Origin of the sequence: Chitinimonas viridis, assembly GCF_030409555.1 — a bacterium.
Classification (GTDB): Bacteria; Pseudomonadota; Gammaproteobacteria; order Burkholderiales; family Chitinimonadaceae; genus Chitinimonas; species Chitinimonas viridis.
The window spans coordinates 294,509-309,601 of sequence record NZ_JAUFPU010000019.1 but is presented as its reverse complement, the minus strand read 5'-3'; the positions used below and the strand labels follow the sequence as shown (position 1 = coordinate 309,601).

At 61.6% G+C, this 15,093-nt stretch carries 11 protein-coding genes; all 11 read left to right on the top strand.

The window, feature by feature from the left end; translation table 11 throughout:
- Nucleotides 1-32: 32 nt before the first annotated feature.
- The 11 genes from pseI (at nt 33) to ftsB (ending at nt 15,080) form a co-directional block, all read left to right on the top strand.
- Nucleotides 33-1,085 carry a pseudaminic acid synthase gene (gene pseI / locus QWZ03_RS19980; RefSeq protein WP_284196048.1) on the top strand — a complete coding sequence of 351 codons (1,053 nt, stop codon included), beginning with the start codon at nt 33-35 and terminating at the stop codon, nt 1,083-1,085.
- Complete coding sequence (locus QWZ03_RS19975) at nt 1,082-2,074, top strand: Gfo/Idh/MocA family protein (protein ID WP_290334377.1); 993 nt, start codon at nt 1,082-1,084, stop codon at nt 2,072-2,074. The genes pseI and QWZ03_RS19975 overlap by 4 nt, the downstream gene beginning before the upstream one ends.
- Nucleotides 2,067-3,134, top strand: coding sequence for a glycosyltransferase family protein (locus QWZ03_RS19970; RefSeq protein ID WP_290334376.1), 1,068 nt, complete (start codon nt 2,067-2,069; stop codon nt 3,132-3,134). The genes QWZ03_RS19975 and QWZ03_RS19970 overlap by 8 nt, the downstream gene beginning before the upstream one ends.
- Nucleotides 3,135-3,245: 111 nt before the next feature.
- The gene (locus QWZ03_RS19965; RefSeq protein WP_290334375.1) at nt 3,246-4,550 is read left to right on the top strand and encodes a DegT/DnrJ/EryC1/StrS family aminotransferase; all 1,305 of its coding nucleotides are present in this window, start codon (nt 3,246-3,248) and stop codon (nt 4,548-4,550) included.
- Nucleotides 4,550-5,092, top strand: a complete 543-nt coding sequence (locus QWZ03_RS19960) for a GNAT family N-acetyltransferase (RefSeq protein WP_290334374.1) — start codon at nt 4,550-4,552, stop codon at nt 5,090-5,092. The genes QWZ03_RS19965 and QWZ03_RS19960 overlap by 1 nt, the downstream gene beginning before the upstream one ends.
- A 13-nt stretch (nt 5,093-5,105) precedes the next feature.
- Nucleotides 5,106-5,630 carry a hypothetical protein gene (locus QWZ03_RS19955; RefSeq protein ID WP_290334373.1) on the top strand — a complete coding sequence of 175 codons (525 nt, stop codon included), beginning with the start codon at nt 5,106-5,108 and terminating at the stop codon, nt 5,628-5,630.
- Nucleotides 5,623-10,377 carry a glycosyltransferase gene (locus QWZ03_RS19950; protein WP_290334371.1) on the top strand — a complete coding sequence of 1,585 codons (4,755 nt, stop codon included), beginning with the start codon at nt 5,623-5,625 and terminating at the stop codon, nt 10,375-10,377. The genes QWZ03_RS19955 and QWZ03_RS19950 overlap by 8 nt, the downstream gene beginning before the upstream one ends.
- Before the next feature lie 109 nt (nt 10,378-10,486).
- Nucleotides 10,487-12,139, top strand: coding sequence for a CTP synthase (gene pyrG / locus QWZ03_RS19945; protein ID WP_290334370.1), 1,653 nt, complete (start codon nt 10,487-10,489; stop codon nt 12,137-12,139).
- 82 nt (nt 12,140-12,221) lie between these two features.
- Nucleotides 12,222-13,073: a 3-deoxy-8-phosphooctulonate synthase gene (gene kdsA, locus QWZ03_RS19940; RefSeq protein WP_290334369.1), complete on the top strand. Its 852-nt coding sequence runs from the start codon at nt 12,222-12,224 to the stop codon at nt 13,071-13,073.
- 158 nt (nt 13,074-13,231) lie between these two features.
- A complete protein-coding gene (gene eno / locus QWZ03_RS19935) occupies nt 13,232-14,527 on the top strand; it encodes a phosphopyruvate hydratase (RefSeq protein ID WP_290334368.1) in 1,296 nt (431 codons plus the stop codon).
- 100 nt (nt 14,528-14,627) lie between these two features.
- A complete protein-coding gene (gene ftsB, locus QWZ03_RS19930; RefSeq protein WP_290334367.1) occupies nt 14,628-15,080 on the top strand; it encodes a cell division protein FtsB in 453 nt (150 codons plus the stop codon).
- Nucleotides 15,081-15,093: the final 13 nt, after the last annotated feature.

The following is a 15,093-nucleotide window of genomic DNA, read 5'->3' as shown; positions in this document are numbered from 1 at the left end:
CAGGCATGAAGCCTGCACGGAGCCAAATACCCATGAGCGGATTCAAGATAGGTTCACGCCAGATAGGCAGGGATGCGCCACCGTTTGTGATCGCGGAGATGAGCGGCAATCACAATCAGTCGCTGGAGCGTGCCCTGGCCATTGTTGAGGCGGCAGCGCAGGCAGGCGCCCATGCGCTCAAGCTGCAAACCTACACACCCGACACCATGACGCTGGACCTGGACCAGGGCGAGTTCCATATTGGCGACCCTAATAGCCTGTGGGCCGGGACGTCGCTCTACAAGCTGTACCAGGAGGCTTATACCCCCTGGGAATGGCATCAGCCCATCTTTGAGCGGGCCAAGGCCTTGGGCATGCTGGCGTTCTCCACCCCTTTCGATGAGACGGCGGTGGATTTTCTGGAGACGCTGGATGTGCCGGCCTACAAGATAGCCAGCTTCGAGAACACCGATATACCGCTGATACGCAAGGTCGCTGCGACTGGCAAGCCCATGATCATCTCCACCGGCATGGCCAATGTGGCAGAGCTGGACGAGAGCGTGCGCGAGGCAAGGGCGGCGGGATGTCGTGACCTGGTACTGCTCAAATGCACCAGTACCTATCCTGCGACACCGCAGAATACCCACCTGCGTACCATTCCCCATTTACGCGAGCTGTTCGGCTGCGAGGTGGGGTTGTCCGATCACACCATGGGGGTGGGTGCGGCGGTGGCGGCGGTGGCGTTGGGGGCAGTCGTGGTGGAGAAGCATTTTACCTTGCGCCGTGCCGATGGCGGGGTGGATGCTACCTTCTCGCTGGAGCCCGCAGAGCTGGCCTCGCTGGTGCTCGAAACCGAGCGCGCCTGGCAGGCCATGGGCCAAGTCCAGTACGGTGCCACCAGTGCCGAGCAGAAATCGCTGGTGTATCGCCGTTCGTTGTATGTGGTTGAGAATATCGCCGCTGGCGAGGTTTTCAGCGCCGACAATGTGCGTGCGATACGCCCAGGTCTGGGCCTGCCGCCCAAGCATCTGGAGGTCGTACTGGGCCGCCGGGCGGGGCGTGACTTACCGCGCGGCACACCCTTGAGCTGGGACTGCCTGGCATGAGCCTGTCGGCAGCGGTGATAGGTTGTGGGCGTATTGGTACCGGCTTTGTCGGCCTCTCGTCCCGCGTGGGCGTGGCCAATCACGCGGCGGCGTATGCCAGGCACCCTGGCGTAAGCCTGCTTGCCGTGGCGGACCCTGTGGAGGCGGCTCGCGAGCAAGCAGCGCAGGCCTATGGTGTGTCTGCCCATGCCGACCATGTATCCATGCTGCAGCAGTGCCAGCCTGCCCTGGTCAGTATCGCCAGCCCGGATGCGACCCATGCCGCAGTGTTGCGCGATGTACTGCAATGCGCCAGCGTGCGTGGCGTGCTGGTGGAAAAGCCCCTGGCGCTCACGGCGGACGAAGCGGCTGTGCTGCTTGCCTTGGCTGGTGAGCGAGGCGTGGCACTTGCAGTGAACTACAGCCGGCGTTATTCACATCGTCTGCAGCATATTGCCGCACGCCTGCGCGGCGGCGAATGGGGCAAGGTATTGTCCTTGCAGGGGCATTACACCAAGGGCATTACCCACAATGGCAGCCACTGGCTGGATTGGGCACGGCTGCTAGCCGGCGAGATCGCGACGGTTCGTGCCGTGGATTGCGGCATGCCAGCCTACGAGCAGGACCCCAGTCCCTCGGTGCAGCTTGTGTTTGCCTGTGGTGCCACGGGGTGGCTGCAGGCCTTGTCGCATCACGACTATGCCAGCTTTGAGCTGGAAGTCTTTACCGACCAGGCCAGGCTGCGATTTAGCGAGTCTGGCCAGGTATTCGAGTCCTGGCGTGCCGGCGAGAGCCCGGACTACCCGGGCTACCGGCAACTCTTGCCGCAAGGGCGGCAGGATGATCTGCTGAAGGATGTGCTGCTGCATGCCGTCAATGACCTGGTCGAGGCGGTACAGCAAGGCCGACCTGCACTCTGCCAAGGAGGCGACGGCTTGACCGCTTTGCGGCTGGCGGAGGCCGCTATCGCCAGCCTGCAGCAGGGCGGCATTGAGGTGAGGCTTGGCTGAGCCCCTGATATTGGCAGTAGCCGGGGATCCTGGTGGCGCCAATGCCTTGGCGCCTGCATTGGCGTGGCTGAGACAGCAGGGGTGCCGCATCCATGCTGCGGGGTATCGGCAGGCACCCGCCTTGTGGGCCGCATTGGGCTGGCAGGTGGAGCCGCTGCCCGAGCACGGTTTCGATGCAGCTGCCTGGCTGGCCGGGCATGGGGCCGCACTCATGCTGACGGCAACCTCGGCCAATGGTGTGGATCTGGAGCGGCGGCTGTGGCAGCACGCTCGACTCAGTGGGCTGACCAGCCTGGCCCTGCTGGATTTCTGGTCCAACTACCCGCTGCGCTTCCAATCCAGCCTGGACTGGGTCTGGCCAGAGCACCTGGCGGTGATGGATGTGGCCAGCGCCGCAGAGCTCCACGCCCTGGGGGCACCCCAGATACACATCACCGGCCAACCTGCCCTGGATGCCTTGCCGGCGCTGCTGCAGGCGTTTACACCGGCACGGCGACAAGCCCTGCGTGATGATCAGCAGGCAGGACAATCCCGAACGCTTTTGTTTGTCTCACAGCCACTGGCGGCGCTTTATGGGAGCGAGGCTGCGGCACGCCAGGTTGTCGGTTACTGCGAAGCCGATGTCTGGGCAGACCTGGTGGCCGCGATACCGACGCTGACAAGGCACACGCAGGTTTGGGTCAGGCCCCACCCGCGTGAGTGCATGTCTGATTGGCGCTCGCGCCTGGCGCCGCATGCCTGGGCCAAGCTGGCCGAGGGCGACAATGGGCGGGATTGGGTGCTGGCCGCCGATGGCGTGCTGGGCATGAATTCCATGCTGCTGCAGGAGGCCTGCCTGCTGGGCAAGTCGGTAATGAGCTATCAGCCTGGCCTGATAGGGCCGGATGTGCTGCCCGCCAACCGGCACGGCTGGAGTACGGCGGTAACCCGCCGTGCCGACTTTGCCATGCAGCTGGCTGGCTGGCTCGACTGGCTGCCACCTTCCTCGGCGCCGTTGCCCGATGGACAGGCCACTGAGCGTCTAGGTAAGCTGGTACTGGAATTGCTTGTGCGAGGGTAGCAAACTACCACCTGGCCATGCGGGCTTGCCAGGGCGGGGGTAGGTACTCACAAGGGTATGCCGGGGGGCTTCCGGGCCTACTCAACAAATAGCCAAAGACAGGGCAGGTACATGCAAAACAGACTCGCATTGCTGGGTGGCGAGCCGGTGCGCCGTGAGGCGCCCCCCACCTATCACACCCTGGGGGATGAAGAGCGCAGCGCCGTCAACGCGGTGCTCGATAGCGGTGTGCTGTCGCAATTCCTGGGAACCTGGTCGCCCGATTTCTTCGGCGGGCCTAGGGTGCAGGCACTGGAGCGCGCCTGGGAGCAGTATTTCCAGGTCAAGTACGCTGTCAGCCTCAACTCTGCGACCTCAGGCCTGTTTGCCGCCGTTGGTGCAGCGGGTGTCGGGCCCGGCGACGAGGTCATCGTGTCGGCCTATACCATGAGCGCATCTGCCGTGGCGGCCGTGGTGTATGGCGGCATACCGGTATTTGCCGATATCGATCCGCAGACCTTCTGCCTGACGCCCGAGACCATACGGCCGCTCATCACACCCCGTACCCGCGCCATCATCGTGGTCGACCTGTTCGGCTACCCTGCCGATATCGCCGCCATCAAGGCGCTGGCAAAGCCGCTAGGCATTACCGTGATAGAGGACAATGCCCAAGGGCCAGGCGCCAGCCGTGATGGCAGGGTGGTAGGTGGCGAGGCAGACATGACTGTCTTCAGCCTCAACTACCACAAGACCATCCATAGCGGCGAAGGTGGCGTGGTGACCACCCAGGACGCCAGACTGGCAGAGCGGTTGCAACTGATACGCAACCATGCCGAGGTGGTGGTACAGCAGAAATCGCCTGATATCGCGCCCGAGGAGCTGGTCAACCTGATCGGTTTCAACTACCGCATGACGGAGATCGAGGCGGCGATTGCGGCCGAGCAGCTCAAGAAGCTGCCGCAACTGCTCAAGCGCAGGCAGGACAATGCCGCTACCCTGATGCGCGAACTGGCGGATCTGCCTGGTTTGACCATGCCGCGCGTGGAGACGGGCATCGCACACGGTTGGTATGTATTCCCCATGCACTATGCGGCAGCCGCAACCGGTGTGCCGCGCGCCCGGGTTGCCGCTGCCATGCGGGCCGAAGGTTTTCCGCTCGGCGAGGGCTACGTCAAGCCCATCTACTGGCAACCGATGTACCGCAAAGGCATCGCCATGGGGTCTGAGGGTTTTCCGTTCTCGTTGGCCAGAGCGGAGGGGCGCCTGCCCGACTATCATGCGGTACTCTGCCCGGTAACGGAACGGATGCATATCAGTGAACTGCTGACCGGTGATCTGGTACATGCCGGATGGACGGATGGCGATCTGGCACAGCTGATAGTGGCCTTTCGCAAGGTGTTCGGACAATTGAACAGCCTCAGGGTAGAGGGGGCGTGATGACTCCTCTGTTGCAAGGTAGTCGGCTGGACCTGCGGGCCTTGTGCGACGCTGATGCGGACGGCCCTTACCCTGGCTGGCTGAACGACCCTCTGGTCTGCGCCGGCAACAGCCATGGCGTCTGGCCCTACAGCCGTGAGATGGCGCGTGAGTTCATCGCCCGCAGCCGGCAAACGCGCGATGTGCTGACCTTGGCCATGGTGGTGCGCGACGATGGCCGCCATATCGGCAATATCAGCCTGCAAGCCCTGCAGGCTGCCAACCGCAGTGCCGAGTTTGCAGTGCTGCTGGGCGACCGCACGGCATGGGGCCTGGGTTATGGCCTGGAGGCTGCCAGGCTGATCGTGGCCCATGGCTTTGACAATCTCAATCTGCATCGCATTCATTGCGGTACCTTTGCCGACAACCAGGCCATGCTGGCGCTTGCCCGCAAGCTGGGCATGCAGCAGGAAGGCCTACGGCGCCAAGCCGTCTACAAACGTGGCGCCTGGCTGGATGTGGTGGAATTTGGCCTGCTGCGCGATGAGTTTGTGCGCACCTGATGGAGCAGTGAATATGGAATTCGCGATACGGCAATGGCTGCCGCCTGGTACGCAGGGTTTTGCCCAGTTGGCTGATACGCCCGGCCGCTGGCGCCCGCTCTGGTTGCGCTGGCTGTCATGGCGTAGCGAGGACGCACGTTTTGCATCCTTTCTCGACGATCTGGAAAACTGGCTGGTGCAGGAGCCGCCGCGTGACTGGCAGAAACGGCTGGACAACCACCTGGGCCATTACCGTAACCGCTATTTTCTGTTTTTGTGCTGGGCTGATGGCTGCAGCGCCAACCCGCGCACTGATGCGGAACTGCCCGATATCAGCTGGCTGGGCGACACCCCCCGGCATGATCTGTTACGTTGGCGCAGGCAACAGGTATTGGACCAACTGGCACTGAAAACCACATTGGACTGGCACCAGCAAGCTGGTTTGGGCCAGGCGCTGACCTATCGGGGCGTGAATCTGGCGCCCGCATATGATTACTACCTCTTGCCCGATCTGCTCAAGGAGCACTATCGCGCCTTCAAGGAAACCGCGCATGACTGAGCCCAAGCAAGCAGGCCGTGCTGCCCTGATCTGGCTGGTGTGGGACAAAAATGCCGCCGTGCTCGACCGCTATCTGGCGGGGCGTGAACCTCATGTAATCGTCACCGTGGCGCAGTTCGCCACGTTGCAGTTGCGTGAGGTGCTCAACAAGCATGGTGCCGCCATTCATATCCTGCCCGAGGAGATTCCCCACGCAGGCATACAGGCTGGCCGGCGCATGCGCGATGAGGCCTTTGGGCCGGAGCAAGCCAGGCAATGGGCGGCTTATGAGGCCGAGCATGCAGCTTATCTGCATCAACCAGGTATCGCGGCCGCGCTGGAAGCCCAGGCCAGCGATGCCATGCTGGGCTGGCTGCAGCAGCTGGTGCGTGAGCTGGATGCCGTGGCGGCGCAGTACCCGGTTGGCTTGCTGGTGGTCAACGAGGACTACATGGCCATGGCCAAGACGGCCGTGCTGTGGGCCAAGGCGCGGGACGTGCCCAGTCTGCATCTGGAGCACAATCCATCGACCTTTTTCCCTTTCGGCATGCACCAGCAGCAGAACGCCGACTGGATGGCCATCTCTGGCCCGATTGCCCGTGAAGACTATGAATGCGGTGGCTATGCCCCGGATCGCCTGATTGAAACCGGCCTGCCGCAGTTTGACCGCCTGCATGCCGAGCGCGGACAGCGCGCCGAGCATAGGCGCCTGCTGTGCGAATCACTGGGCATTGCAGTCAGTGACAAGCCTATCGTCCTGTTTGCCACAACCTGGTCGGCTCCGCATTCGGCCAGCATGCGGCAAGACCTGTACGCCTGGAGCGTGTCGGCGTTCTTCAGGGCGATCAAGCAGATACGTGGACGGTATCACTGCGTAATTAAGGATAGGCCGGCTACCGGTAGCCACAGCGCCGATGCGCTGGCCGACATTGCGGCCCGCCACGGCGTGGATCACCAGCACTGGACCTATAGCAATGCCGAGCCGGTACAGGCATTGCTGGCGGCGGACCTAGTGGTGGCGGTGAACTCCGGCCTGCTGGTGGAGGCCATCATGGCGGGGGTGCCCGCCATCAACCTGCTGACCGACTCGGCTGCACTCTATGGGCCAGGCCTGCCGGCAGAGGCGGGTGTGGTGGTCAGCCCGCAGGCGGAGCTGGCAGACAACATCAGCCGATTGCTGGATCAACCCGGCTGGCGCACCGGGAAGCTGGCCGCCATGGCGGCCTTTGCTCCCCGCTTGAATGCGGCTGCCGATGGCCAGGCCACCCACCGCGTGGCCGAGCTGATGGGAAGGCTTTGGCGCTTGACGCAGGCGGAGCCGGTGACTGATGCCCGAGACTTGCTGCAACAGCCCTGGCAACGACAATTCGAGCAACACGCGCCGGCCAGCTTACAGTCGCGCGACGCACTTAGGCAGCAATGGGCGGCCGAGGCCCAGGTGGTTGCGACAGCCATTGAGTTTGTCGGCGGCGACTGGCGCGGTAGGGATGTCTGCACCGAAGCGCAGCGTGCAGGGCAGGTGCTGACCGTACGGCTGGACAATCTGGGCCGTGCCGCCTGGGCGTTGAACCACGAGCCCTTTGGTCCTTGGCATGAGGGTGTGCCCGGCGATTTACCCCTGCAACCGGGCGCGGCCGATTTGCTGCTGTTTGGCGACCAGTTTGCCCGCCTAACCAACCCCTGGGGCTGGTTCAAGCAATTACGCCCCTTGCTGACACCCAAGGCCCGATTGCATCTGAGCGTGCCCAATGCACGCAACGTGCTGCTGTTGGCAGAGCTGGCTGAAGGCCGGTGGCCGGTGGATGAACCTGAACAGCTGGCCGCCCCACGGCCCTGGACCCGGAAGGAGCTGGCAAGACTGCTCCACAGCATGGATTTGTGCCTGACCAGCCTGACATTCCAGGCCGATGCGCGCTTGCAGGATGAGGCTCGCAAGGCCGAGACCGATACCGAGGCATGTGATGTGGGTCTGGGGCGTTTCAGCCTCAGCAATGCCACCCCGCAGGAGCGGCGTGAGCTGACGGCCAAGACCTTGACGGTGATTGCTGCGCCTGGCGCATCGGACCGCGATCTGGTCGACTACCGCCGCACGACGGCCAGTACGGAAGAAGACGGCTACGAGCTTTGGCTGAAGCGCCATGCGCTCAGCGATATCGAGGCCAAGCTGTTCGAGTCACATATGGCCAGCTGGCCATCTCATCCCAGCGTGGAGGTTTTCCTCTATGCCCTGGGCAACTGCGAAAAGCGCTTGATACGCAGCATACAGTCGCTGTCTGCCCAGCTGTATTACAACGTAATCATCACCGTACTGTCGGACCGCGACGCGCCTGGGGGCTTGCCATTGGGTGAGCGGTTTCGCTGGGGGCGCATCAGCGGCGAGCCTGTGGCTGCCTGCAATATGGCGGCATCTGCTTCTACGGCTGATTGGATATGCACGCTGGATGCGGGCGACGAGCTGGCAGCCCACGCCTTGCTGTTTGCCATGGAAGCCAGCCATCGCCATGCGGCCTGGCAGGTACTCTACACAGACGAGGACCGCCTGGGTGTGGATGGCCACTACAGCCACCCCCAGTTCAAGCCCGATATCAATCTGGACCTGCTGCGTGCCCAGCCCTATATCGGTGGACTGCTACTGGTGCGAGCCCAGCCATTCAAGGAATTGGGTGGGTTCAATGCGGCGCTGGCGGGTGTGGAGGAATCCGACCTGGTATTGCGTGCATTTGAACGTTTTGGCGCACCGGCTATAGGCCACCTGGCTGACGTGCTGTATCACAGGGCAGAGGACGGTGGCCATGTCCGCGCAGACTCCGAGGTCTTGATAGCGCGTGCGCGGGAGGCCCTGCAGCAGCATATAGATCGCTGCCAACTGCCCGCCAGCATACGCCCCGGCTACTTCCCCGGTAGTTTCAGGCTGGACTACGCCGCCCCGGTGGACGTGCTGGTGTCTTTGCTATTGCCGGTACGTGACCAGTTTGACAAGGTGCGGCGAGCGGTGGAATCGCTGGTCAGCCAGACCAGCCATGCCAACTACGAGCTGCTGCTACTGGATAATGGATCCCAAGACCCGGCCATGGTGGCCTGGCTGAATGAGCTGGATGCGCTGAACGATCCGCGGCTCAAGGTCTTTACCTCACCGGACCTGCAGTCGTTGCCGGTGCTGTATCACGCTTTGGCGGATGCCAGCCAGGGCGAGGTCCTGGTCATGCTGCAGCCAGATATCGCCGTGCTGGACGCCGATTGGTTGAGCCAGCTGACCGGCCTGGCCTTGCGGCAGGAGATCGGTGCAGTGGCGCCGCGCCTGTTTGACAGCCAGGGCAAGGTCAGGGAAACAGCCAGGGTGCTGGGTTATAACGGCCCGGCCGAGCCGGCCTATACCCAGGTTGCGCTGGATTTTGCCGGCTACATGGGCCGGGCCCACCTGCCGCAGAATGTCTCCGCATTGCGGGGCGGCTGTATTGCGATACGGCGCAATGTGTTTTATGCGGTGGGGGGCTTCAACACCGCGCAATACAGCCAGGATGCCGAGCTGGAGCTTTGTCTGCGCCTAGCGCAGCAGGGCCTGCAGTCTTTGTGGACGCCCTTTGTCAATCTGATTTGCGACGGCAATGCGGCAGCCTTGTTCGCGGCAGGTGCGGAGCAAAGATCGGCCGAGCAGGAGGCCTTGTACCGGGACTGGTTGCCGCAGCTGGCACGAGACCCGAATTACAACCCCAATCTGCTGCTGGAGGTGGAGCCGTTCCATATGCACCCCAGCGTCAATCTGGTGTGGGATACCTTGCCCTGGCGGCCACTCAAACGCGTGGTGGTGTTGCCGGCAGATCGCATGGGCTGCGGCAACTATAGGCTGATCATGCCGGCCCGTACGGCTACCCGCCACGGCAAGTTATGGGGGCGCATACACCAGCAGCATTTCAGCGTGACCGATCTGGAGCGCATTGAACTGGATGGTCTGGTGTTCCAGCGCCAGACATCCGATGAGCAGCTCTCCATCCTGGAGACCTACAGCAAGTTTGCGCGGCCGCTGCTGATCTATGAGATCGACGATCTGATTACCCACGTGCCGACCAAGAGCGTTCACAAGGCGCAGATTCCCAAGGACATTGCCGCCCGGTTCGGACGAGGGGTACGCCTGGCAGACCGCTTTGTGGTATCGACCGAGCCACTGCAGGAAGCATATCGCGATATGTGCGACGACATCCGGGTAGTGAAGAATCGGCTGGAGGCTCCCGTCTGGGGTAATCTGACTTCATTGCGCCGACAGGGCCGCAAGCCCAGGGTGGGTTGGGCTGGCGGGGTAGGGCACACGGGAGATCTGGAGTTGATCGTCTCGGTGGTGAAGGAGTTGGCCAATGAGGTGGACTGGATATTCTTCGGCCTGTGCCCTGATGCCGTCCGTCCTTTTGTGGCTGAGGTGCATGGGGGTGTGCCGTTTGAACATTACCCGGCCAAGCTGGCCAGCCTGAACCTTGATCTGGCGCTGGCGCCGCTGGAGATGAATCCCTTCAATGAGGCCAAGTCCAATCTACGCTTGCTGGAATACGGCATTCTGGGTTGGCCGGTCATTTGCACCGATATCGTGCCTTACCAGGGTGGTTTCCCGGTCACCCGGCTGAAGAACCGCCATGCGGACTGGATCAAGGCCATACGCGAGCATTTGTCTGATATGGACGAGTTGGCGCGACGCGGTGACGCCCTGCGCCAGCACATACTGGATGAATGGATGCTGGAGGATCATCTGGATGAATGGGTGGCCGCCTGGACGCGCTGAGCCTTGGCTCAATTAATTATCGGTAAAACCAAGGAATTACGTTCATCCGGATTGAGGGGGAGGGGTCGATCGGAGTAGAATACGGAATTACCACTGTGCGTTTTCAGCCATGACCAAGTTCATCTTCGTTACCGGCGGCGTTGTCTCCTCTCTGGGGAAAGGCATCGCCGCCGCGTCGCTTGCGGCTATCCTCGAATCACGTGGCCTGAAGGTCACGATGATGAAGCTCGATCCCTATATCAACGTGGATCCGGGCACCATGTCCCCCATGCAGCACGGTGAAGTCTTCGTAACCGAAGACGGCGCCGAGACTGACCTCGACCTCGGCCACTACGAGCGCTTCATCCACGCCAAGATGAAGAAGGCCAACAACTTCACCACCGGCCAGATTTACGAGTCGGTGATCAAGCGTGAGCGCCGTGGCGACTATCTGGGCAAGACCGTTCAGGTCATTCCCCATATCACCGATGAAATTCGCCTGTTCATTGATCAGGGTGCGGGCGATGCCGAACTGGCCGTGATCGAAGTAGGCGGTACGGTGGGTGATATCGAATCCCTGCCTTTCCTGGAAGCCATCCGTCAGATGGGCGTCATCCTGGGGCGTGAGAACACCTGCTTCGTCCACCTCTCCTACGTGCCTTATATTGCGGCCGCAGGCGAGATCAAGACCAAGCCTACCCAGCATAGTGTCAAGGAGCTGCGTGAGATCGGCATTCAGCCGGATGTGCTGATCTGCCGCGCAGACCGCATGGTGCCGGAAGAAGAAAAGCGCAAGATCGCCTTGTTCACCAATGTGGCCGAGAAAGCTGTGGTGTCCTGCCCGGACATGGACAGCATCTACAAGATTCCGCGCGTGCTGAGCGAGCAGGGCATAGATGACATCATTGCCAAGCAGTTGCAGCTGGATCTGCCCAAGGCCGACCTGGCCTTGTGGGATCGTATCGTCAATGCGATCGACAATCCCAAGCAGACTGTCAACATCGCCATGGTCGGCAAGTATGTGGATCTGACAGAGAGCTACAAATCGCTGATTGAAGCGCTCAAGCATGCCGGCATTCATACCGAGAGCGAAGTGAAGATCCACTATGTGGATTCGGAAGAGCTCGAGGGCGGCAATCTGGATCAAATCAAGAACATGGATGCGATCCTGGTGCCAGGCGGCTTTGGCAAGCGCGGCGTGGAGGGCAAGATACGTGCGGTGCAGTATGCCCGTGAGAACAACGTGCCTTATCTGGGTATCTGCCTGGGCATGCAACTGGCGCTGATCGAGTATGCCCGCCACAAGGCGGACATGCCTGATGCCAACTCCACTGAATTCACACTGGAAACGCCGTTCCCGGTGGTGGCGCTGATAGACGAGTGGGTCAATCACGATGGCAAGGTGGAAGTCCGTGACGAGAATTCCAATATGGGCGGCACCATGCGTCTGGGCAGCCAGGAATGCGATCTGGAAGCCGGTTCGCTCGCCGCAACCGTCTATGGTGCAGTCCGCATAGTCGAGCGTCATCGCCATCGCTATGAAGTGAACAACCACTACCTGCCGCGCCTTGAAGCCGCAGGGCTGAAGGTCAGCGGCCGTTCCACTGACCCCAATCATCTGTGCGAGACCATAGAGTTGCCTGGTCATCGCTGGTTCTTTGGTTGCCAGTTCCACCCGGAATTCACCTCGACGCCACGCGATGGTCATCCCATGTTCAAGGCCTATGTGGAAGCAGCAATTGCTTACGCCCGTGAGCACGGCCGTGAAGGTCTGAGCTGCTGATCAACCCCGTGAGGGGTGGGGTGTGGTGGGCGGGACAATATCCCGCACCGCTCCTCACGCCTCACCCCTAACGGAGTAGTCCATGAAACTTTGCGGCTTCGAAATCGGACTGGACAAGCCTTTCTTTCTGATAGCTGGCCCCTGTGTGATCGAGGGTGAGCAGTTCTCCCTGGATACCGCAGGCACGCTCAAGGAAATCACCAGCGAACTGGGCATTCCCTTTATCTACAAGTCCAGCTTCGACAAGGCCAACCGCTCCAGCGGCAAGTCCTTCCGTGGCACTGGCATGGATGAAGGTCTGCGCATTCTGGCCAAGGTGCGTGAGCAGATTGGCGTGCCGGTGCTGACTGACATTCATGAGATCGACCAGATTCAGCCTGTCGCGGCTGTAGTGGACGTCTTGCAGACTCCGGCGTTTCTCTGCCGCCAGACTGATTTCATCCGTGCCTGCGCCCAGAGCGGCAAGCCGGTGAATATCAAGAAGGGCCAGTTTCTGGCGCCGGGCGACATGAAGAATGTCATGGACAAGGCCCGTGAAGCGGCACGTGACGCTGGCCTGCCCGAGGACAATTTCATGGCATGCGAGCGTGGCGTCAGCTTTGGCTACAACAACCTGGTCTCGGATATGCGCAGCCTGGCCATCATGCGCGATACCGGTTGCCCGGTGGTGTTCGATGCCACCCATTCGGTACAGTTGCCTGGCGGGCAGGGCGACAAGTCGGGCGGCCAGCGTGAATTCGTGCCGGTACTGGCCCGTGCGGCGGTGGCAGTCGGGATTTCCGGCCTGTTCATGGAAACCCACCCCAATCCGGCCTGCGCCATGTCTGACGGCCCCAATGCCTGGCCGCTGCCGCGCATGAAGGAGTTGCTGGCGGTGCTCAAGGAGCTGGACGGTCTGGTCAAGCGCCAGCCGCTGCACGAGAACACCTTGTAGGTCGGGTAGCTTCCGACAACACAGGTGGTCAGGGCGCATGCTGTGTCGCCAACTTTGCCGGCTTACAAGATCGTAAGCGGGTCCTGCTTGATTACAGACAGCTTGTTCGGCCAAGATCACCTGAATCGAATTCCCCAAATCGCATCAAGGAAACACCGATGAGTGCAATCGTAGAAGTCATCGCCCGCGAAATCCTCGACTCGCGCGGTAATCCGACTGTTGAAGCTGATGTGCTGCTGGAAAGCGGCGTCATGGGCCGTGCTGCCGTGCCGAGCGGCGCCTCTACCGGCGAGCGCGAAGCGCTTGAGCTGCGTGACGGCGACAAGAGCCGCTATCTGGGCAAGGGCGTACTGAAGGCTGTTGAGCATATCAACACCGAGATCTGCGAAGCCATCATCGGCCTGGATGCGTCAGAGCAGGCCTTTATCGACCGCACCATGCTGGAGTTGGATGGCACCGAGGACAAGGGGCGCCTGGGCGCCAACGCCATCCTGGCCGTTTCGATGGCCGTGGCCAAGGCCGCAGCCGAAGAAGCCGGCCTGCCGTTGTACCGCTATGTTGGCGGCTCTGGCCCCATGGCGCTGCCAGTGCCCATGATGAACGTCATCAACGGCGGCGAGCACGCCAACAACAGCCTGGATTTCCAAGAGCTGATGATCGTCCCGGTGGGCGCACCGACATTCCGTGAAGCCATGCGCTACGGTGCCGAGGTATTCCACACCCTCAAGAAGATACTGCACGACAAGCATCTGCCTACGCAGGTCGGCGATGAAGGCGGCTTTGCCCCTGATGTGGCCAATGCCGAGGAAGCGCTGGACATGATACGTGCCGCCGTTGAAAAGGCTGGCTATGTATTTGGCAAGGATATCTGCATTGCGCTGGACTGTGCCGCATCGGAGTTTTACGACAAGGCCACGGGCAAATACGTCTTCAAGAAGAGCGACAAGCGCGAGTTGAGCTCGGCCCAGATGGTTGATTACCTGGAAAGCCTGGTCAACAACTACCCCATCCTGTCGATTGAGGACGGCATGGGCGAGCGCGACTGGGATGGCTGGAAGCTGCTGACCGACCGCCTGGGTGACCGGGTACAACTGGTGGGTGATGACCTGTTCGTGACCAATGCCAAGATACTGGCCCAGGGCATAGAGCGCGGCATCTGCAATTCCATCCTGATCAAGGTCAACCAGATCGGCTCGCTGACCGAAACCCTGCAGGCCGTAGACCTGGCCAAGCGCCATCGCTATACCTCAGTGATGTCGCATCGCTCGGGCGAAACCGAAGACAGCACTATTGCGGACCTGGCGGTTGCCACCAACTGCATGCAGATCAAGACCGGCTCGCTCAGCCGTTCGGATCGCATGGCCAAGTACAACCAGTTGCTGCGCATCGAAGAGGAACTCGGCGATGCTGCCTACTATCCTGGCCGCGCGGCGTTTTACCAGATCAAGAAGTAAGCATTCCGGTTGGTTTTGACACGGTAATACTGAACAGGGACGCAGCTGCGTCCCTGTTTTGTTTTGCTGCATCGGCCTATCCCACCTTACAATCGCGCCCATGCGTATTCTTGCCGTGATCCTTGCCGCCTGTATTGTCCTGCTCCAGTGGCCACTCTGGATAGGGAAGGGCTCATGGCTGAAGGTCTGGCAGATAGAAACCCAGCTGGCCGAGCAGAAGCAACAGAACACCAAGCTGCAGTCGCGCAACGATGCCATGAATGCGGAAGTACGTGACCTGAAGACAGGCACGGACGCCATAGAGGAGCGCGCGCGCAATGAGCTGGGCATGGTGCGGCAAGACGAAGTGTTCTTCCAGATACTGGACAGCAAGCCGCTGCCCATAGCAACCACGCCTGTGCAGCCACCGGTTACCCCGCCTGCCGAACCAGCAGCAACGCCCCCCGAGGATGACCCGGAGGCGGCGCCCCAGGCCATCACGCCGGCATCTGCAGCACCTGCGCCGGCGGCAGTGGTGCCGGCATCGGCGCCTGTTCCCGCCAGCCCGCAATAAGCGCAACCTGCGT